The 20,186-nt window shown below is 53.2% G+C and carries 20 protein-coding genes and 1 pseudogene; 17 read left to right on the plus strand and 4 right to left on the minus strand.

Features of this window, described 5'->3' with window-relative positions; translation table 11 throughout:
• Positions 1–128 precede the first annotated feature (128 nt).
• The 13 genes from HV213_RS30430 (at position 129) to HV213_RS30490 (ending at position 11,351) form a co-directional block, all read left to right on the plus strand.
• Positions 129–737: a TetR/AcrR family transcriptional regulator gene (locus tag HV213_RS30430; protein ID WP_004393990.1), complete on the plus strand. Its 609-nt coding sequence runs from the start codon at positions 129–131 to the stop codon at positions 735–737.
• A complete protein-coding gene (locus HV213_RS30435; RefSeq protein ID WP_022652304.1) occupies positions 734–1,885 on the plus strand; it encodes an efflux RND transporter periplasmic adaptor subunit in 1,152 nt (383 codons plus the stop codon). Before HV213_RS30430 ends, HV213_RS30435 begins: the two co-directional genes overlap by 4 nt.
• Positions 1,882–3,087, plus strand: a complete 1,206-nt coding sequence (locus HV213_RS30440) for an ABC transporter permease (protein WP_000624215.1) — start codon at positions 1,882–1,884, stop codon at positions 3,085–3,087. The genes HV213_RS30435 and HV213_RS30440 overlap by 4 nt, the downstream gene beginning before the upstream one ends.
• A gap of 1 nt (position 3,088) precedes the next feature.
• Positions 3,089–3,799, plus strand: a complete 711-nt coding sequence (locus HV213_RS30445) for an ABC transporter ATP-binding protein (protein WP_004393997.1) — start codon at positions 3,089–3,091, stop codon at positions 3,797–3,799.
• A 28-nt stretch (positions 3,800–3,827) separates the two neighbouring features.
• Positions 3,828–4,301 (plus strand): cytochrome c, encoded by a 474-nt coding sequence (locus HV213_RS30450; RefSeq protein WP_082226212.1) that lies wholly within the window; start codon positions 3,828–3,830, stop codon positions 4,299–4,301.
• Complete coding sequence (locus HV213_RS30455; protein WP_011784757.1) at positions 4,288–5,775, plus strand: efflux transporter outer membrane subunit; 1,488 nt, start codon at positions 4,288–4,290, stop codon at positions 5,773–5,775. The genes HV213_RS30450 and HV213_RS30455 overlap by 14 nt, the downstream gene beginning before the upstream one ends.
• 130 nt (positions 5,776–5,905) lie before the next feature.
• On the plus strand, positions 5,906–6,463 hold the full coding sequence (locus HV213_RS30460) for a recombinase family protein (protein WP_001162010.1): 558 nt from the start codon (positions 5,906–5,908) through the stop codon (positions 6,461–6,463).
• 2 nt (positions 6,464–6,465) lie between these two features.
• Entirely contained in the window at positions 6,466–7,863 is a 1,398-nt protein-coding gene (locus HV213_RS30465; RefSeq protein ID WP_181486538.1) for a DUF4158 domain-containing protein, read from the plus strand.
• 78 nt (positions 7,864–7,941) lie between these two features.
• Complete coding sequence (locus tag HV213_RS30470; RefSeq protein WP_000427623.1) at positions 7,942–8,946, plus strand: IS110-like element IS4321 family transposase; 1,005 nt, start codon at positions 7,942–7,944, stop codon at positions 8,944–8,946.
• Between the two features lie 459 nt (positions 8,947–9,405).
• Positions 9,406–9,726 carry a DUF134 domain-containing protein gene (locus tag HV213_RS30475; protein ID WP_001137910.1) on the plus strand — a complete coding sequence of 107 codons (321 nt, stop codon included), beginning with the start codon at positions 9,406–9,408 and terminating at the stop codon, positions 9,724–9,726.
• The gene (locus HV213_RS30480; RefSeq protein ID WP_000626969.1) at positions 9,701–10,162 is read left to right on the plus strand and encodes a NifB/NifX family molybdenum-iron cluster-binding protein; all 462 of its coding nucleotides are present in this window, start codon (positions 9,701–9,703) and stop codon (positions 10,160–10,162) included. Before HV213_RS30475 ends, HV213_RS30480 begins: the two co-directional genes overlap by 26 nt.
• Positions 10,163–10,322: 160 nt before the next feature.
• Entirely contained in the window at positions 10,323–10,760 is a 438-nt protein-coding gene (locus HV213_RS30485) for a PaaI family thioesterase (RefSeq protein WP_016241611.1), read from the plus strand.
• A 114-nt stretch (positions 10,761–10,874) separates the two neighbouring features.
• Complete coding sequence (locus tag HV213_RS30490; RefSeq protein ID WP_000043177.1) at positions 10,875–11,351, plus strand: Dps family protein; 477 nt, start codon at positions 10,875–10,877, stop codon at positions 11,349–11,351.
• 97 nt (positions 11,352–11,448) lie between these two features.
• Here the strand turns inward: HV213_RS30490 and HV213_RS30495 are convergent.
• Together HV213_RS30495 and HV213_RS30500 are read right to left on the minus strand one after the other, a co-directional pair.
• Positions 11,449–12,677 (minus strand): IS3-like element ISEc36 family transposase gene (locus HV213_RS30495; RefSeq protein ID WP_110129298.1). Its coding sequence is split into 2 segments (ribosomal slippage): positions 11,449–12,362 and positions 12,362–12,677, totalling 1,230 coding nucleotides; the frame shifts between segments, so codons are not numbered across the junction.
• A 314-nt stretch (positions 12,678–12,991) separates the two neighbouring features.
• Complete coding sequence (locus tag HV213_RS30500) at positions 12,992–13,342, minus strand: ArsR/SmtB family transcription factor (RefSeq protein ID WP_000928911.1); 351 nt, start codon at positions 13,340–13,342, stop codon at positions 12,992–12,994.
• 161 nt (positions 13,343–13,503) lie between these two features.
• Here HV213_RS30500 and HV213_RS30505 point away from each other — a divergent pair, with 161 nt between their 5' ends.
• Positions 13,504–15,162 (plus strand): FAD-dependent oxidoreductase, encoded by a 1,659-nt coding sequence (locus HV213_RS30505; protein ID WP_181486577.1) that lies wholly within the window; start codon positions 13,504–13,506, stop codon positions 15,160–15,162.
• A 245-nt stretch (positions 15,163–15,407) separates the two neighbouring features.
• Positions 15,408–15,872, plus strand: a complete 465-nt coding sequence (locus HV213_RS30510) for a methyltransferase family protein (protein ID WP_001243598.1) — start codon at positions 15,408–15,410, stop codon at positions 15,870–15,872.
• A 279-nt stretch (positions 15,873–16,151) separates the two neighbouring features.
• Here HV213_RS30510 and HV213_RS30515 read toward each other — a convergent pair.
• A pseudogene (locus HV213_RS30515) lies at positions 16,152–17,132 on the minus strand (IS5-like element IS5 family transposase).
• Positions 17,133–17,887: 755 nt separating this feature from the next.
• Between HV213_RS30515 and HV213_RS30520 the strand changes: the two are divergent.
• Both HV213_RS30520 and HV213_RS30525 read left to right on the plus strand, forming a co-directional pair.
• Positions 17,888–18,700: a DUF4942 domain-containing protein gene (locus HV213_RS30520; protein ID WP_015062955.1), complete on the plus strand. Its 813-nt coding sequence runs from the start codon at positions 17,888–17,890 to the stop codon at positions 18,698–18,700.
• Between the two features lie 2 nt (positions 18,701–18,702).
• Positions 18,703–19,923: a coiled-coil domain-containing protein gene (locus HV213_RS30525; RefSeq protein ID WP_032610436.1), complete on the plus strand. Its 1,221-nt coding sequence runs from the start codon at positions 18,703–18,705 to the stop codon at positions 19,921–19,923.
• Positions 19,924–19,977: 54 nt separating this feature from the next.
• Here the strand turns inward: HV213_RS30525 and HV213_RS30530 are convergent, their stop codons facing one another.
• Positions 19,978–20,181, minus strand: a complete 204-nt coding sequence (locus HV213_RS30530; protein ID WP_024191726.1) for a hypothetical protein — start codon at positions 20,179–20,181, stop codon at positions 19,978–19,980.
• Between the last annotated feature and the right edge of the window lie 5 nt (positions 20,182–20,186).

Consider the following 20,186-nt stretch of genomic DNA (forward strand, 5'->3'; position numbering starts at 1 on the left):
TCTCATTAAATAAAGCACGTTAAGCCCATTGCAGACTCTAGATATTGACGAGTACGTCGGGTTTTCTCTTGTTTGAGTTGCCTCTTGTGGTAAGATAGTAATCAATTACTATCTTACAAGGAGTGCTCGTGGACACCCATCCAAAGCATCTGCCGGCCGATGAACGTCGTGCCGTAACTGTCGAGTCCGTCGTGGCGCTTGCCGGTTCACAAAACCCAAGCGAGATAACCACTGCGGCTATCGCTAAACACATGAACTTGACCCAGGGTGCGCTGTTTCGGCACTTCCCGAACAAGGAAGCCATTTGGCAGGCGGTCATGGAGTGGGTAGCAGAGCGCCTATTAGCCAGAATCGATCGATCCGCACAAGGAATCGAGTCGCCCTTGGCAGCCATGGAGGCGATGTTCATGAGTCATATCGAATTCGTAGCTGAGCACCCAGGCGTGCCAAGAATGATGTTTGGTGAGCTTCAGCGTGCCGAATCGACACCGGCCAAGCGCATGGTGCAAACCTTGATTCAGCGCTACGGCGAACGTTTGCATCGTCTCATCGAGAAAGGCAAGGCCAGCGGCGAGTTGTCTCCCTCGCTTGACAACGAGGCGGCGGCAACGCTGTTCATTGGCACGATCCAGGGCTTGGTCATGCAATCGCTGTTGGCGGGTGATGTGGGACGTATGCACCGCGATGCGCCGCGCGTCTTTGCAATTTATCGGCGTGGCATAAGGAGTGCGCAATGAAAAAGTTACCCTTGCAAGGCCGCACCCTGGCACTGCTTGCCGTCATCATTCCTTTGCTGGTGCTTTTTATTTATGTCGGTCTGCGATCAGGGCCGCTCGCCCCGGTCGCTGTGACGGTGGCAAGCGTGGAATCACAGGCTATCACACCGGCGCTGTTCGGCATCGGCACGGTGGAGGCGCGCTACACCTACAAGATCGGACCGACGTTTGCCGGGCGCGTCAAACGCCTGGAGGTGCATGTAGGCGACCAGGTCAAGGCCGGACAGGTGCTCGGCGAGATGGAGCCGGTCGACCTTGATGATCGGGTGCGCTCACAGGAGTCTGTATTCAAGCGGGCGGAAGCGGCTTTGCGCGAGGCAGAAGCCCGGCAAGCCTACGCGCAAACCCAGGCGCGCCGCTATGAGCAATTGTTTGCGGTGCGCTCGACCAGCGAGGAAATCGTCACCACCAAGCGGCAGGAACTGCAGATCGCCGATGCCGCCCTATCCGCCGCTCGGGAAGATATTGCCCGGGCACGCTCCGACCGCGAAGCACTCGTCGCGCAGCGGAGCAATCTGCGCCTGATCGCGCCGGTCGACGGTGTAGTCGCCGTGCGCGATGCCGATCCCGGCACGACCATCGTCGCGGGCCAGGCCGTGGTGGAAGTGATCGACCCCAAGAGTTTGTGGATCAATGTGCGCTTCGACCAGATCAGCGCATCGGGGCTGGCTGGGGGGCTGCCGGCTCATATCGTCCTGCGTTCGCGTGGTGGCCAGACCTTGAAAGGTCGCGTGCTGCGGGTGGAACCCAAGGCCGACGCGGTAACCGAGGAAACGCTTGCCAAGGTGACATTCGATAACAAACCAGAACCTTTGCCACCAGTGGGTGAACTGGCCGAAGTCACGGTTGACTTGCCGGCGCTCCCGGCCGCTCCACTGATCCCCAACGCTGCCGTCCAGCGTGAAGGCGATAAAGTTGGTGTCTGGCAAATCGTGGATGGTGATCTGCATTTCTCCCCGGTCAAGCTCGGCACTTCCGACCTCAATGGTTACGTGCAGGTGCGCGAAGGGCTCAAGAATGGGGACCAGGTTGTGACCTATAGCGAAAAGGCACTGACGGCGCGCAGCCGCATCCATGTGGTCGAGCATATCCCGGGAGTTTCACGATGATCAGCCTGGCCGGCCGCGACATTCTCCATGCCTGGGGGAAATTCGTCTTCACCGGCATCGGTCTGGGTCTGCTGATCGGCGTCACCCTAGTCATGGCTGGGGTGTACCGAGGCATGGTGGACGACGGCAAGGCGTTGCTCGACAACAGTGGCGCTGACCTTTGGGTGGTGCAAAAGGATACTCTGGGTCCTTATGCGGAGTCGTCCAGCCTCAACGATGACGTGTATCGCGCCATTCTCGCCATGCCGGGAGTCTCACAGGCAGCGAACGCGACCTACCTGACCATGCAGGTACGCAAGGGCGAGAGTGATGTACGCACCATGGTGGTCGGCATCGCGCCCGGTGCGTTGGGGGCTACACCCGGATGGCCTCCTTATCTCGTCGCTGGACGCCAGATCACGCGCGGTCACTACGAGGCTGTGGCCGACATCGCCACCGGCTTCAAACTGGGAGATCGTCTTACCATTCGCCGCAATCATTACACCGTCGTGGGGCTGACACGGCGTATGGTGTCGTCCAGCGGCGACCCGATGGTATTCATTCCGCTCAAAGATGCCCAGGAGGCCCAGTTCCTCAAGGACAACGATGCCATCTGGCAAAGCCGGCGTCGCACCGAAGCCAACCCGGTCTTCAATCGACCCGGTGATCCAGGTTTGCTGGATGCCGTGATTGCTTCACAGAGCAGCAACGCGTTCGTCAATGCCGTGCTGGTCACTCTGAAACCTGGTCATGCGCCGGACGAGGTTGCCGAATCCATCCAGCGCTGGAAGCGTTTGACGGTCTACACCCGGGCACAGATGGAAGACATCCTCGTCGGCAAGCTGATCGCCACCTCGGCCAAGCAGATCGGCATGTTCCTTGTGATTCTGGCCATCGTTAGCGCGGCCATCGTTGCCTTCATCATCTATTCGCTGACGATGGACAAAATCCGTGAGATCGCGGTGTTGAAGCTCATCGGCACACGCAACCGAACCATCGCCGCGATGATCATGCAGCAGGCGCTCGCCCTGGGCGTGATTGGCTTCGTGGTCGGCAAGATCACAGCCACCTTTTCAGCACCGGCTTTTCCAAAATATGTCCTGCTCACGCCAATGGATTCTGTCGCCGGTTTTTTTGCCGTGCTCGTGATCTGCGTTCTAGCTAGCCTCGTCGCCATTCGCATAGCACTCAAGGTCGATCCGGCCGAAGCCATTGGAGGTTGAGATGAGTGGCAAAGGGATACACATCGAAAGTTTAAGCAAGCGGTATGGCGATGGTGACACCGCTGTCTTTGCCTTGAGAGACGTGAATATGCATGTTGCGCCTGGTGAAGTGGTGGGACTGATCGGCCCTTCCGGGTCCGGCAAGAGCACGCTGCTCAAGTGTCTGGGTGCGGTGATCGAACCGACCGCCGGTCGCATGACGCTGGGCGATGAAGTGATCTACGCCGATGGCTGGAAAGTCCGCGACCTGCGCGCCTTACGGCGTGACAAGATCGGTTTCGTTTTCCAGGCGCCGTACCTGATTCCGTTTCTCGATGTCACCGACAACGTGGCGCTGCTGCCGATGCTTGCAGGCGTCGCGAATGGAGAGTCGCGCGCGAAGGCACTGGAATTGCTCACAGCGCTTGATGTGCAACACCGAGCTCGCGCAATGCCCTCGCAACTCTCCGGTGGCGAGCAGCAACGGGTCGCCATCGCGCGCGGACTGGTCAATCGTCCGCCGGTGATCCTGGCCGATGAACCCACTGCGCCGCTGGATTCCGAGCGCGCCATGGCTGTAATCCGCATCCTCAACGACATGGCCCGGAAGTTCGAGACCGCCATCATCGTCGTCACCCATGACGAAAAGATCATCCCCACATTCAAGCGCATCTACCACATCCGCGACGGCGTGACCCATGAGGAAGCTGGCGAAGGGCGGGAGTTCGAATGAGAGAACGATTGAATTACAGGAGAATTTCATGACCCACCGCAAACACAGCCACGCATTTGGAACTATCACCCTGACCGTTACGGCCTGCCTGCTTTTATGGGGTTTTCAGTTGCCAGCTTGGGCTGGTGACGCTACCCAGGTTGAGCCACTGGCGCTACGCAAGATCATGCAGGAACTCGGGCGCAACATGCAGGCTATTACCGGTGCGATTTCGCAGGAGGAATGGGTTCAGGTCGTTCAGCTCGCCCCAAAAGTTGCTGCACACCCCGAGCCACCGCTTACTGAAAAAATGCGCATCCTTGCTTACCTCGGCGCTGATGCGACCAAGTTCAGCAACTTTGACGCGCAGACTCACGAGGCGGCGCTGGCCATGAAGCTGGCTGCTGCGAGCAGCGACGGCAAGGCGGTGACCCAATCATTCGCCCACGTGCAGGAAAGCTGCTTGGGCTGCCACCAAGCTTTCCGTAAACCTTTCGTGGAGCATTTTTATGGAGCACGCTAAAACATGCCAGCGCCCCATCAGCCTCGAAAGACGGCTTGCGGCAACTTACCTGGTAGCTGGTCTGGTCACCGCCGGTCTGGCCGGCTGCGCCGCCGGCCCTGATTTTCAGCGTCCCACCGCACCCGATGTGGCTCGCTACACTGCAACACCGGTAGCTGATAGAACCGTGTCCGCTCCCACGCAGTTCGGCGAAACACAACGTCTAGTCGAAGGGCTTCCGATCGAAACGCAATGGTGGCAAAGCTTGGGTTCATCCGCACTCGACGGACTGATAAACGAAGCTTTCCATGTCAGCCCGACGCTGGCGAGCATCAGCGCCAATTTGCGACAGGCGCAGGAGCTTCTTGCCGCACAGGCGGGCTCGACGCAATATCCACAGGTAGATGTCGCACTGGGATCTCAGCGCCAGCAAATGAGTCCCAGTAGCCAAGGGTTGAGCGGAGACGCACGTCAATTCAGCCTCTACAACGCCAGCGTTGGCGTGCATTACAACCTCGATCTGGCTGGCGGCAACCGGCGCGCACTCGAAGCCTTGGCTGCTCGCGCCGACTACCGTCGCTTCGAACTGAATGCTGCGCGCCTGGCCCTTGCCGGCAACATGGCAACCGCTGCCATTACCCGAGCACGCCTCGCCGCGCAACTAGAAGCCACTACTGCCATTTTGCGCGTGCAGGATGAGCAACTGCGCCTGGCCCATGAACGCGTGCGTATCGGTCAGGCCTCACCTGATGAAGCGTTGAGCCTACAAGCTCAGGCGGAGCAAACGCGGGCAGAACTGCCTGCGCTGCGTAAACAACTGCAACAAACCGAACATCTACTGGCGGTGCTAGCCGGTCGTGCCCCAGGCACGGGTGGCATCCCGGCCTTCACTCTGGCCGATTTCACTCTACCCGTCGAGATGCCGCTCGTCGTGCCCTCAGAACTGGTGCGCCGCCGACCGGATATCCAGGCGTCAGAGGCGCTGTTGCATGCGGCCAATGCAGACTATGGTGTGGCTGTCGCCAAGCTCTACCCACAGATCAACCTGAGCGCCAACCTTGGTTCTCAGGCGCTGACCACCGGTGCCCTGTTCGGTGGTGGCTCGGCAGTGTGGGGCCTGGTTGCGCAGCTCACCCAGCCTCTTTTTAATCCAGGGCTACCCGCTGAAAAAAGAGCGGCGCTCGCCGCTTTTGATGCCGCCGTAGCCAATTACCAGAGCGTCGTATTGGAGTCTTTGCGTAACGTCGCCGACACCCTGCGCGCGGTGGAAAGCGATGCACAAACTTTGACTGCCCTCGCTGCCGCTGATATGGCTGCACAGGCCTCCTTGCAGTCGGTCGAGCGGCAATACCGGCTGGGCGCGGCCAGCTACCTGCAACTGCTCATCGCGCAGCAACAGGCACAGTCAATCCGGATCAATATGGTTGCGGTCCAGGCACAACGCCTAGTCGATAGTGTTGCTTTATATCAGGCCCTGGGAGGTGGTGTCAGTTAAGACTATACCCTAACCTGATGTCAGATGTTGAGCACAAACAACGTCAGAGTAGGGTATTAATTTATATTTATTGACACATTCAGCCAAGGGTAATAGATTTCATCCTGACATTTTTACCTTTGGAGGCATCTTGCAAGGTCAACGTATCGGCTACGTTCGCGTCAGCAGCTTCGACCAGAATCCTGATCGACAACTGGAACAAATAGAAGTCGGCAAGGTATTCACCGATAAGGCTTCAGGCAAGGACACACAACGTCCCGAACTTGAAAGGCTGCTGGCCTTCGTCCGCGAGGGCGACACCGTGGTGGTGCATAGCATGGACAGGTTGGCACGCAACCTTGATGACCTGCGCCGCATCGTCCAAGGGCTGACACAACGGGGCGTGCGCATGGAGTTCGTCAAAGAAGGGCTAACGTTCACCGGCGAGGACTCACCGATGGCCAATCTGATGCTGTCGGTCATGGGAGCCTTTGCTGAGTTCGAGCGCGCTCTGATCCGCGAACGTCAGCGCGAGGGAATCGTGCTGGCTAAGCAGCGCGGGGCCTACCGGGGACGAAAGAAATCGCTGAACAGCGAACAAATTGCCGAGTTGAAACGGCGAGTTGCGGCAGGCGACCAGAAAACCTTGGTGGCCCGTGACTTCGGCATCAGCCGCGAAACCTTGTACCAGTACCTGCGGGAAGACTGACCATGCCACGCCGCTCAATCCTGTCCGCCACCGAGCGCGAAAGTCTGCTGACACTGCCAGATGCCAAAGACGAACTGATACGGCACTACACGTTCAACGAAACCGACCTGTCGGTGATCCGTCAGCGTCGCGGCGCCGCGAATCGATTGTGCTTCGCCGTGCAGCTTTGCTACTTGCGATTCCCTGGCATCTTCTTGGGCGTCGATGATTCTCCATTTCTGCCCCTGCTGCGCATGGTGGCCGCACAACTCAAGGTGCCGGTGGAAAGCTGGAACCATTACGGCCAGCGCGAGCAGACACGGCGGGAGCACTTGGTCGAGCTGCAAACGGTGTTTGGATTCAAGCCCTTCACCATGAGTCATTACCGGCAAGCCGTGCATACATTGACCGAACTGGCCTTGCAAACAGACAAAGGCATTGTGCTGGCCAGCACCCTTGTTGAAAACCTGCGGCGGCAGAGCATCATCCTACCCGCCATGAATGCCATCGAGCGCGCAAGCGCCGAGGCCATTACCCGTGCCAACCGAAGCATCCATGCGGCATTGGCCGATTCCTTGATACCTGTCCATCGCCAGCGCCTGGACGAACTGCTCAAGCGCAAGGATGGTAGCAAAATGACGTGGGTAGCGTGGCTGCGCCAATCGCCCGCCAAGCCGAACTCGCGCCACATGCTTGAACACATCGAACGCCTCAAAGCCTGGCAGGCGCTTGACCTACCTGCTGGCATCGAACGGCAGGTACACCAAAACCGCTTGCTCAAGATCGCCCGCGAAGGCGGCCAGATGACGCCCGCCGACCTGGCCAAGTTCGAGTCGCAGCGGCGTTACGCCACCTTGGTAGCACTGGCCATCGAGGGCATGGCCACCGTCACTGATGAAATCATCGACCTTCACGACCGTATCATCGGCAAGCTGTTCAATGCGGCCAAGAACAAGCATCAACAGCAGTTCCAGGCTTCCGGCAAGGCGATCAACGACAAGGTGCGGATGTATGGGCGCATCGAGCGCACGCTGTTCATTCTGGATTGGCTGCAAAGCGTGGAGCTGCGCCGCCGCGTCCATGCGGGGCTGAATAAGGGCGAGGCGCGCAACGCGCTGGCCAGGGCGGTCTTCTTCTACCGATTGGGTGAAATCCGCGACCGCAGTTTTGAGCAGCAGCGCTACCGGGCCAGCGGCCTCAATCTGGTGACGGCGGCCATCGTGTTGTGGAACACGGTCTATCTGGAGCGTGCCACCAGTGCTTTGCGTGCCCACGGCAAGGCGCTGGACGACACGTTGCTGCAATATCTGTCCCCGCTGGGGTGGGAGCATATCAACCTGACCGGCGATTACCTATGGCGCAGCAGTGCCAAGGTCGGTGCGGGGAAGTTCAGGCCATTGCGACCGCTGCCACCGGCTTAGCGTGCTTTATTTAATGAGATGGTCACTCCCTCCTTCCCGGTACTATGCTGAGGACAGGCTTTCATTCGGAGAACTATCATGGAAAACATTGCGCTCATTGGTATCGATCTGGGTAAAAACTCTTTCCATATTCATTGCCAGGATCGTCGCGGGAAGGCTGTTTACCGTAAAAAATTTACCCGGCCAAAGTTGATCGAATTTTTGGCGACATGCCCCGCTACAACCATCGCAATGGAAGCCTGTGGCGGTTCTCACTTTATGGCACGCAAGTTGGAAGAGTTGGGGCATTCCCCAAAGCTGATATCACCACAATTTGTCCGCCCGTTCGTTAAAAGCAATAAAAACGACTTTGTCGACGCCGAAGCTATTTGTGAAGCTGCATCGCGTCCGTCTATGCGTTTTGTGCAGCCCAGAACGGAATCTCAGCAGGCAATGCGGGCTCTGCATCGTGTCCGTGAATCCCTGGTTCAGGATAAGGTAAAAACAACCAATCAAATGCATGCTTTTCTGCTGGAATTTGGCATTAGCGTTCCCCGAGGAGCTGCCGTTATTAGCCGACTGAGTACCATTCTTGAGGATAATAGTTTGCCTCTTTACCTCAGCCAGTTATTGCTGAAATTACAACAGCATTATCACTATCTTGTTGAGCAGATTAAAGATTTGGAATCCCAGTTGAAACGAAAGTTGGACGAAGATGAGGTTGGACAGCGCTTGCTGAGCATTCCCTGCGTCGGAACACTGACAGCGAGTACTATTTCAACTGAGATTGGCGACGGGAAGCAGTACGCCAGCAGCCGTGACTTTGCGGCGGCAACAGGGCTTGTACCTCGGCAGTACAGCACGGGAGGTAGGACGACATTGCTGGGAATTAGTAAGCGAGGTAATAAAAAGATCCGAACTTTGTTGGTTCAATGTGCCAGGGTATTCATACAAAAACTGGAACACCAGTCTGGCAAATTGGCCGATTGGGTCAGGGATTTACTGTGCCGGAAAAGCAACTTTGTCGTCACTTGTGCTCTGGCAAACAAGCTGGCCAGAATAGCCTGGGCCCTAACGGCACGACAGCAAACTTATGTAGCATAACGGCAGAAATACACCGGTTTAAAGAATTACTGATCTGGTTTTGCGAATACTGATATTGATGATACTAACGGCCCACCGGCCTGTTGAGGAACCTGTAAAACGGAAAGGCTCATTGAAGCCGTATATTTTCTGGAGGTTCATCAGGCGCGGAACTCATCAAGGCGCGGGAATAAAATCCCATTCAGACGCCGGATAGATTCAAGCAAGCCAACTTGTCGTCAAAATCGGTGTTGCAAAAACGGGAGTGACCATAGATTCCGTTTTCTGAGACGACCCCCTTATGGCAGCACTTTAAATTGAGTCTCATACAGTATCTGTTTTCTTTCTCTTCATCTCTCATGACCTGCTGCCCACTTACAGACTCCAGGGTAAAGCAAAAAATTCTCCACCGGTGAGCAGAGTATATTGCATATGCCAGTTTATGAGTGTATATACAGCATATGCCAATAAGGAGCCTTCATGCCAAGACCCAGAATTCCCCGTAACATCTGTGGCCGCCCTGCGGATACCTGTTTTAAGCCCAATGCGCGACCGATGAGCCAGCTTGAACATGTTCATTTAAAAGAAGATGAGTTTGAAGCGTTACGGCTGGTCGATTTACTGGGCATGCAACAGCAGGAAGCGGCTGTTGCAATGGGGGTTTCAAGGCAGACACTGGCCAATGTCCTGAAAGCAGCCCGTTTTAAGGTTGTGGACTGTCTCACTCAGGGCAAGGCCTTAATAATGCACTCTGAAAGGGAAGGAGTTACACAAGATGATCACAGCCATTCCAGTGAATGACGACCGGGTAGCAAATCATTTTACCAAAGCGAGTCACCTTGTCCTGGTGGATGAGCGCGGTGTGGAGCTCAGCCGGACAGAAAATCCCGCGCTGGGCGCAGATTGTTCAGGTAAACGGAAGCTGGTTGACCTGCTGGTTCAACAGCAAGTCAGCCGCGTTGTGGTCCGTAACATCGGGGAACGGATGCTGGGTAAATTACTGGGGCATCAGATCGCGGTGTACCAGACTGACTGTGGTCGTCGTTTGTTCACTGAACTGTGTGATCCGGATACCCGTGTTCTGACTGAACTGAATAAGCCGGAGCAGGGACGCCAGTCCTTTCATCATGAGGCGAAAGGGAAAAAATGCTGTCACTCTGACGGGAACACAGCAGAAAATGCGTGCCAGGGTGGGCGTCAGCATCATCACGGAAACGGGCGCTGTTGCCATTCATGAGTTTATTTCATCACGGGCGGTGATTTTTATCAGACCCGTATTGTGTATAAACCAGGAGCCGGAATGTGTGGAGGAGGCAGTAATGATGCCGGGGGAGCCCCTCAGCTGACTGAATTCCGGATGCCTCCCGTCAGTACAACCGGACGCTGAGCAGAAACAGATGAATTGTTATCTTGATGCCAGAAAGGCCCATACCTGTTGTATGGTCTGTAGTTCCCGCGACAACAACCCTGATACGGTGAACTTAATGTTTTCAGAGCACCCGGATGGCTCTGTATGTGCGGACTACACGGCCAATCACAGGCATCAGGGGTATACGGGTCTTTTACATGGCGGAATGACGAGTACCCTGCTGGATGCAGCAATGACTCATTGTTTGTTCATGCAGGGTGTGCAAGCCCTGACGGCTGAACTGACGGTAAGATTCATTTCACCCGTTTGTACCGGAGACAAACTGATGGTATGTGCCAGACTGCTTGGGCAACGCAGGGGGATTTACCTGCTTGAAGCATGGCTGACAAAAGGACAGCAGACAGTGGCACGTGCCACGGCGAAATTCATTGTTCCGTCGCAGGATATTGCTCTGGCGCATCGCTAGTGTGACAGACGACAGGTGTACCTGGTTATTATAAAAATTTGAGGCGTGTTTTGCTCAGACCGGAAAGAATAATCGCATATCGTATATTCCACTGAAACCGTGTAAGAGGTAGTTATGAGTAAACAAATCATTGATATTGGTATTGCTGAATCATCCCGGGTGGAGATTGCAGACGGCCTGTCCCGGCTTCTTGCTGACACCTATACCCTGTATATAAAAACACATTACTATCACTGGAATGTAACTGGCCCCATGTTTAACAGCTTACATTTAATGTTTGAAAATCAATACAATGAGCTGGCCACTGCCGTTGATGATATCGCTGAACGTATACGCTCGCTCGGATGCTTCGCGCCCGGCACATATCATGAATTTTCACGTTTAACAGCGGTTAATGAAGATAAGGATATTCCGGCAGCAAAAAACATGATTGAAAATCTTGTCCAGGGCCAGGAGACCGTGGTTAAAACTGCACGCTCCCTGTTCCCGCTCGTTAATAATGCGAATGATGAAGCCACAGCAGATCTGCTTACACAACGTATCCAGTTACATGAGAAAACTGCCTGGATGTTGCGTAGCCTGCTTGAATAATGTCACCCCGTGGCAGCAGAAAAAACGGTTTGTCAGCCACAGGCTATTACTGACAGTGCAGAATCATCCGTGTTCCTGTGGCTGTTTGGATTGGCCCCTATATTTCCATACACTTTTTATCACTTAACCCATGACTGGTTCGTCGCCGCAGATATTCCCGTGGCGAACGATACCCCAGTGCACTATGCGGATGCCATTCGTTGTAATGTTCGAAGGCCTCCGCAAGGTTCTTTACCGCTGTTAACCCGTCGGGTTTCGGCATGATGCTGATGTAATCGCGCTTCATCGTTTTCACGAAGCTCTCTGCCATCCCGTTGCTTTCCGGGCTACGTACCGCCGTATGTTTAGGCTCCAGTCCTACCATTCTGGCGAACTGACGCGTCTGATAAGAACGGTAGGCTGAACCGTTGTCTGTCAGCCACTCAACTGGGGATGTCGGCAGGCTGTTACCGAAGCGACGCTCCACGGCACCCAGCATGACGTCCTGCACGGTTTCACTGTCATATCCACCGTTACTGGCCGCCCAGTAAAGTGCCTCGCGATCGCAACAGTCCAGAGCGAACGTGACCCGCAGTTTTTCACCGTTATCACAGCTGAACTCGAAGCCGTCAGAGCACCACCGCTGGTTACTTTCTCCAACGGCCACTTTCCCTGTATGCGCCCGCTTCGATGGCGGTATTTCCGGTTTACGCTCAAGCAGCAGCGCATTCTGACGCATGATGCGGTATACGCGTTTGGCATTGATCACCGCCATGTCGTCAGTTTCTGATTGTCTGCGCAGCAGTGCCCATACCCGACGATAACCATAGGTGGGCAGATCGCCGATAACGGTATGGATACGGGCCAGCGCGTCAGTATCATCAGGCTTGCGCTTGCACCGACGATCCTGCCAGTCCTTCGACCGACGGGCCATGGCATGCAGTTGCGCACGTGAGACCCGGAGGCAACGACTGACAAGGCTTATTCGCCATCCTCCGGCAACAAGGGCACGTGCGCTATCCACTTTTTTTGTCGGCCATATTCAACGGCTTCTTTTAGCAGCTCGTTTTCCATGGTTTTCTTGCCCAACAGGCGCTGCAGCTCTTTAATTTGCTTCATCGCAGATGCCAGCTCCGACGCGGGCACAACCTGTTCTCCTGCGGCAACGGCTGTAAGGCTGCCTTCCTGATACTGCTTACGCCACAGGAACAGCTGACTGGCAGCAACGCCATGCTGACGGGCGACCAGCGACACGGTCATTCCGGGCTCAAAACTCTGCTGAACAATGGCGATTTTTTCCTGAACACTTCGCCGTCTGCGCTTCTCTGGACCTAAAACATCAATCATTCGGACTCCAACGACTAGTCTAAAAACTAGTATTAAGACTATCACTAACTTAAGTGATACCAACTGTCTGGAGATTCAGGGGGCCAGTCTACTGTTTTTTCTGACCGTCACAGTATTAAACACCATTGAATCAGTGGGTTAATCAGTGAATGCGTGAACGAGAAATACAGTCCGTGACGGGCATCATCGGCTGGTATATCCGGACCACTGTTGTTTTCCCGTTAAGGTATCGCAGGTTCCGGTCTGGCATTTCACAGCCTGAACAGGGTTAATGATGCATGGATAAAACGGTTTACGGGGAAAGCAGGATCATATTATTCGTTGTTATGGCTTCCTTTACCGGTGCCTGCCTGCGGGCAGTAGAGATCATATAAGGTATTTAACAACGTCATGATACGGTTATCCTCAATACGGTAATATACCATTTTACCTGCCCGTCGGGTCTCGACCAGCTTCAGGCGGCGCATTACACCCAGCTGCTGGGACAGGGTCGGCTGAGTGATACCGACCGCCGCTTCCAGCCCGGCCACATTCGCTTCCCCCAGGCTTAACTGACACATCAACAGCAACCGGTCGCTGTTGGCCAGTCCCCGTAAGACATCTGCTGCCCTCAGGGCCGCATTCTTCATATCTGTCTGACGTTTTGTGTCTTCATTCATGAGCATTGCTGATTTCTCATACTATGTGTTTTTATATAATATAATTTAGTATACTAACGGTATCGTAATTTTGCCATCGTGTTCGTCAGGTCTGCAGCGTCCTGCCGGCCCGGGGAAACGATTATATCTGGCAGGCATTTTTGCCCCGGGTGAACAGAGAGGATGTAATGAAAATAGTGATTGTTGGTGGTGTTGCCGGCGGGGCATCCGCTGCAGCCAGAGCTCGTCGGTTATCAGAGAATGTCAGTATTGTTGTGTTTGAACGGGGAAGCGATGTCTCTTTCGCCAACTGTGGATTACCTTATCATATAGGCGGAAAAATTCCTTTAAGGCAGTCACTGATTCTGAAAACCCCGGAGGATTTTAAATCCCGCTTTAACATAGACGTCCGTATCTGTCATGAAGTGACGTCAGTGGATCCGGTTAATAAAACGGTGACGGTTAAAAATCTGACCTCAGGGGAGGTCTATAGCGAAGAATGGGATCGTCTGCTCCTCAGTACCGGCGCCGCTCCGGTTGTCCCTCCTTTGCCCGGGCTACAGGAAGAGGGTGTCTTTACGCTGCGAAATCTTACTGACATGGATGCTATCCTGGGGTGGATTGAGCAACATCACGTAGCTCACACCACGCTTGTCGGGGGGGGATTTATCGGACTTGAAGTGATGGAGGCTCTGAGCGAACGGGGGATCAGTGTGACCCTGCTGGAGATGGGGGAACAGGTTATGGCTCCGGTTGATCCTGAAATGGCATCTGCCCTGCATCAGGAAATCCGGAGTCATGGCGTGGATCTGCGTCTCAGAACGGCGCTCACCGAGGTACTGCGGACAGAGACGGGATTCCGCGTTGCACTGTCTGAGGGTGGGTTTCTGCAGACCGACATGGTTATTCTCGCCATCGGGGTAAAACCTGAGAACAGCCTTGCCACAGGAGCCGGGCTCGCAGTGGGTAAACGGGGAGGCATAAGCGTCAATGCCTGTATGCAGACCAGTATCCCTGACATCTACGCCGTGGGGGATGCCGTTGAAACCCCAGACTTTGTCTTTCAGGAACCCGCTAATTTTCCTCTGGCAGGGCCCGCCAACCGCCAGGGACGCATTGCTGCTGATAACATGCTAGATCGTCACAGCCTTTACCATGGCAGTCAGGGGACATCCATTTGTAAGGTATTTTCGCTGAGTATTGGCAGCGTCGGTGCGAATGAAAAGCAGCTGAAAGTTCATGGCACCCGATACGAGAAGGTTTACGTCCATGCCGCTGATCATGCCGGTTACTACCCGGGGGCAACGATGATCAGTCTGAAACTGCTGTTCAGCCCCGATACCGGTAAAATTCTCGGGGCTCAGGCATCAGGGAAAAAAGGGGTTGATAAACGCATCGATGTCCTGTCTGTCGCACAGCGCGCGGGGCTTACCGTCAACGATCTCGAACATCTTGAGCTGACTTATGCTCCACCTTTTAACAGTGCAAGGGACGTCGTTAACCAGGCTGGTATGGTGGCGACAAATGTAATGAAAGGAGATACGGTCATATGTCATGTCAGCGATGTGTTACAACGGGAACCGGGCAGTTATTGTTTACTTGATATTCGCTCTCCTGCCGAACTGAAACAATTTGGTGAATATCCTGACGCGCTATCCATCCCTCTTGATTCCCTGCGGGAAAACCTTGGAAAATTGCCTAAAGATAAAGAAATTTTTATAGGATGTCAGAGTGGCCTGCGCGGGCATGTGGCATACCGTATTCTGCAGGCTCACGGCTTCAGGACATATAATCTGAGTGGTGGCTTTATAACCTGGCAGGCGGTAACGGAGTCAATAAGTAAATAAGAGATGAGGTGCCATACACATGGCACCCTGAATCGCCACAGGTTTAACAGTGAAGTGGTCTGCTGAATTTGTTCACCTGAACAGAGGTGTGGACTGACCCCGCACCGTTATAAGGACAGTTATGAAAAAAATAACTTTTCAGATCAGGCATATAATGTCAGATTCATGGTCACTATAGGAATGGCAAGGACTGGATTTTCATTTTGCAGCCATCAGGCTGCTTAGTTCAGAGATAGGTCTGTGTAATGCGTAACTTCGTGACTCGATTGAGAGTATGGTTTCCGCCCCCACTCATCTTATTGCTGTTTTTCGTCACTGATGTGTTGACTGCAATCCCGCGTTTTACCTTCGACATCGTGAATATAGTGCTAAGCGTGTTGCTGACCGGTGTTTGTATTACCATGATACTGCACACCGCTTGGCAGATGAGCACGAACGGCACGACGCTTAATCCGCTTCATCCGGATAGAACCACCAAGCTGGTAACTGTCGGTTGTTACGCATGGAGTCGAAACCCTATTTACCTTGGAATGAGCGGGCTCCAGTTATCCGTTGCTCTCTGCTTTGGCAGCCTGGTGGGGATACTTGCTGTACCGTTGTTTATGTTTGTAGTAGCCAGATTACATATCCATGTTGAAGAGGTACAGCTTCGAAAACGTTTCGGGTTGGAATGGGAACGCTATACCCAACGGGTTCGTCGCTGGTTATAGCAACCCCGTGGTGTTGCAGGAGACAAATAACGTCGAAATCATAAAGAAAAGAATTCATCATCCTTGAGCTTTTATATCGTAATCGTAAACCAGGTGCCGTATGTAGCCATTGAGCCAGTGCTGGTACCTTAGGGAAGGTGCGAATAAGCAGGTCATTTCTTCCCAAGCTGACTCGCTGATTAAAATTTCGCGGATCTGGGCCGATTTTTTTCCCGCAAACACATCGAATCAGCCTATTTAGGCTATTTTTTCCACCATTTCTGGCGTTATTTCCGGTTTTTACTGAGATCTCTCCCACTGACGTATCATTTGGTCCACCCGAAACAGGTTGGCCAGGGTGAATAACATCGCCAGTTGGTTATCGTTTTTCAGCAGCCCCTTGTATCTGGCTTTCACGAAGCCGAACTGCCGCTTGATGATGCGAAACGGGTGCTCCACCCTGGCACGGATGCTGGCTTTCATGTATTCGATGTTGATGGCCGTTTTGTTCTTGCGCGGATGCTGCTTCAAGGTTTTTACCTTGCCGGGACGCTCGGCGATCAGCCAGTCCACATCCACCTCGGCCAGCTCCTCGCGCTGTGGCGCTCCTTGGTAGCCGGCATCGGCTGAGACAAATTGCTCCTCTCCATGAAGCAGATTACCCGGCTGATTGAGGTCATGCTCGTTGGCCGCGGTGGTGACCAGGCTGTGGGTCAGGCCACTCTTGGCATCGACACCAATGTGGGCCTTCATGCCAAAGTGCCACTGATTGCCTTTCTTGGTCTGATGCATCTCCGGATCGCGTTGCTGCTCTTTGTTCTTGGTCGAGCTGGGTGCCTCAATGATGGTGGCATCGACCAAGGTGCCTCGAGTCATCATGACGCCTGCTTCGGCCAGCCAGCGATTGATGGTCTTGAACAATTGGCGGGCCAGTTGATGCTGCTCCAGCAGGTGGCGGAAATTCATGATGGTGGTGCGGTCCGGCAAGGCGCTATCCAGGGATAACCGGGCAAACAGGCGCATGGAGGCGATTTCGTACAGAGCATCTTCCATCGCGCCATCGCTCAGGTTGTACCAATGCTGCATGCAGTGAATGCGTAGCATGGTTTCCAGCGGATAAGGTCGCCGGCCATTACCAGCCTTGGGTTAAAACGGCTCGATGACTTCCACCATGTTTTGCCATGGCAGAATCTGCTCCATGCGGGACAAGAAAATCTCTTTTCTGGTCTGACGGCGCTTACTGCTGAATTCACTGTCGGCGAAGGTAAGTTGATGACTCATGATGAACCCTGTTCCATGGCTCCAGATGACAAACATGATCTCATATCAGGGACTTGTTCGCACCTTCCATAGCTAAACATGATTTCCCCATCAAACAGTAAGTCGTGTCAATTCCTAGAGTTAACACATTTCTGATCATGACTCACACGTTACGTTCAGTCGGTAGCCATCTGTGCAAAAAATGCGCTTAGCGTAGGATAATTTCCTTTTTCCAAGCGGACCCCTTATTAGGTGTGTAATTCGCGACGCCGTCATTTTGTTGCCCTTAGCCCAATGTGTGCAATCACTGTCTATCAGTCGTAACAGCCCCTCATCCGTGATAACGACCAAAGAGGAGGCCCGAACAACTATCCCATTATACATTTAGTCATGCCTTTACTAATAACTAGTTACCACAAAAAAACCTCGCGAGGTGACGGTGTCACGCTTATTGGCCTTTTTTAGCTCACTTTATGTACTATGGGATTTAATTACAGGTAAATCCCATCGTTCAAATAGCACCCCCCATAGTGTAATTGCGGCTAAAACCCTTATTAATCAGTCATGTAACGCAATGGTTGTGCATTCAGGGGATGCGATCGCCACTTAACGGGTTGCGGGTTGTTGGTCACCCGACATCTGTGTGCTAATCTTTTTCATCATTAGTCACTAGTAAAGGCTTCACTATATATGACGCTACGAGAATTTTTTTAACGAGAGAGGTGGATAGGCCAGTGAAAATCTCTCAGCCAAAACAGTGGGAAAAGGATCGTGAAATGAGCATGAATTCGCAGCCGGAACTGAAGTTGAGTACCCGTACCGAACAACTCGCCAGTAGTCGTGATGCCGCTATGCAAAAATTTCTGGACGGCATGACGCTGATTGCCGAAGCCTCAGCAATTTGCGGGTTTTCACTGTTTAACAGCAAAATTATGGCCCCTAATGCTTTTGGCCTTCCTGCGTCCCTGGCCGCAAGCATCGAGGAAGGGCGACAGCAAATAGACCGTAAGACATGGAACAATCTTTTTGAAGAAACGGGTATTGACCGATTCTGGAATCACAACCAGCGGGCAGAGTTCCGTGAGTCTCTCCGGAACGCTCCGCCAATTGCGTCGTTAACCGTAATCCGCAGTACATTGCGCCAGGCAGTTGCCATGCGCAGCATTACACTTGCTGAAGGGTTTGTTGATCTGCTATGCCAGCTTGATCGCCGGTATAAAACTAATGCCCAGCAATTTGTGATGCCAAAAAAACTGGTACTACGCGGCATTTTTCCCGACTCGAACATGATGAGATATAATGGCTTTTCTCAGGATAATCTCTTCTATTTAAACGACTTTGAGAATATCGTTTGCATCTGCTCCAATGCAGCAACACCGCCTGTCGGCAGTGGAATGAACATGTACGATCGGCTTGCTGTCTTACGGAAAACCGATTTTACGGGTGACATTACCGACCCGAAGGGCTGGAAGTGCCGATTGTTCGAAAATGGTAACGTCCATATCTCAGTTGAGTGTGAAAGCCTGCATAACGCACTGAATGACCTGATTAGCATTTATTTTGCCAACCAGATCCCGGCCAAAGGATAAGAATGATGACTGACAATGTAAATTTGATGAACGGGGATGAACAGACAGCGTCCAGTTTAAGTGAAGATACTCCAAAAACGCCCCCTCTAAGCCCCGAGTTACTGAAGAATTCCCCTTACTCGTCAATAGCTAAGGTTAAATATTTCACCGAGATTGAACAAATCTGCCTCGATAAGAGCATCAGCACCGAAAACCTCGACCAGTTTTTCAAAGCCCACTGGCTGCGGGATAAAATGGGGGGGTCTTTTGCCCGGGCTCAGGAGATGCTGGCGGCCTACAAGCAATACGTGGACGAGGTGCCCGAAGAAGCACGCGCGATTGAAATCCCTGACCAGATTAAAGATGCATTCAGTGATTTTACTGCGTTTATCACCTGGTACTTCCGCTTAAGCTATACGGCTATCCAGAGTGATAGCGTGAAAATTGCGAAGGCAGAAATTACTCAGTTACGGCACCGGAATGCTGAAATTCTGGAAGAACTGTCACAGTCGAAAGAACAGGCTACAGTCCTGAATAACGAAAAAGTTAACCTGATTAACCTGCTGGAGCAGCAGCGTGAACTCTCCAGTAAATTAGAAGATTCACTTCAGGAAGCAGAAGAAACTCTGGCAGGAACTCAAAGTGAATTACAGCATGCCCAAAACGAGATCCAGCTTTTACAGCAGACAGTAGGGACACTGAACCAGCAACTGAGTGAGCGCAAACAGGAACTGGCCTCGCAGCAGGAGTATCAGAAGCAGCTTAATGATGAAAATAAAGCGCAGCAGGTAGAGCTGACCGCCCTCAACAGCCAGAATGAAAACTTACAACGGACCGTGTCTGATTTAAAGTCCAGTGTCAGTCAGCTTGAACAGGACCTTTCTTCATCACAATCCCATGCCTCTGAATTGAGCTCATCTTTAGCCGAAAAGGACACGGCCCTGACGCTCGTCCGGTCGGAGCTCTCAACAGCTAAAGGGACGAATGAACAACTACGAGCTGAAGCACAACGCTTAGCTGATGAGAACCTGGTGTCCAAAAAGGTCCAAACAGATCTGACAGAAGAGCTTCAGCAGCTCAGGAATCAGATGATGTCCATGGAAGCGACACTCAATGCGGAAAAGACCATTGCAGAGTCTTTACGAGGAACAATCAAGCAGCTTACCGAAGCTATGACCGGCGTAGTTGCTATCAAACCTAAATCCCCAGGGGCATCAAAACCGCGAAACAAAAAGACGACATAACTGCTCCCGCCAGGAATTTGCTATAAACTTAAATTCCTGGCGCCCGTAGGCTCTTTATCCCGTCCGGAGGAGTTTACGTCCTTCCGATAGCATTTGGCTGATTTTCCCCGAGTCACTGATCTCAAGAGCATCAACCAGGCTAGTGATCCCGCCAACAGCTTGCTGCTGCGAAATAGCTCCCAGCTTATAGTCATCGAGTACTGCCGCCAAAAACGCTTTCAGTTTAACCTGTTCACTCATCGAAAGTATGTACGCCATTTTTA

The sequence above is a fragment of the Klebsiella sp. RHBSTW-00484 genome (assembly GCF_013705725.1).
GTDB lineage: Bacteria > Pseudomonadota > Gammaproteobacteria > Enterobacterales > Enterobacteriaceae > Klebsiella.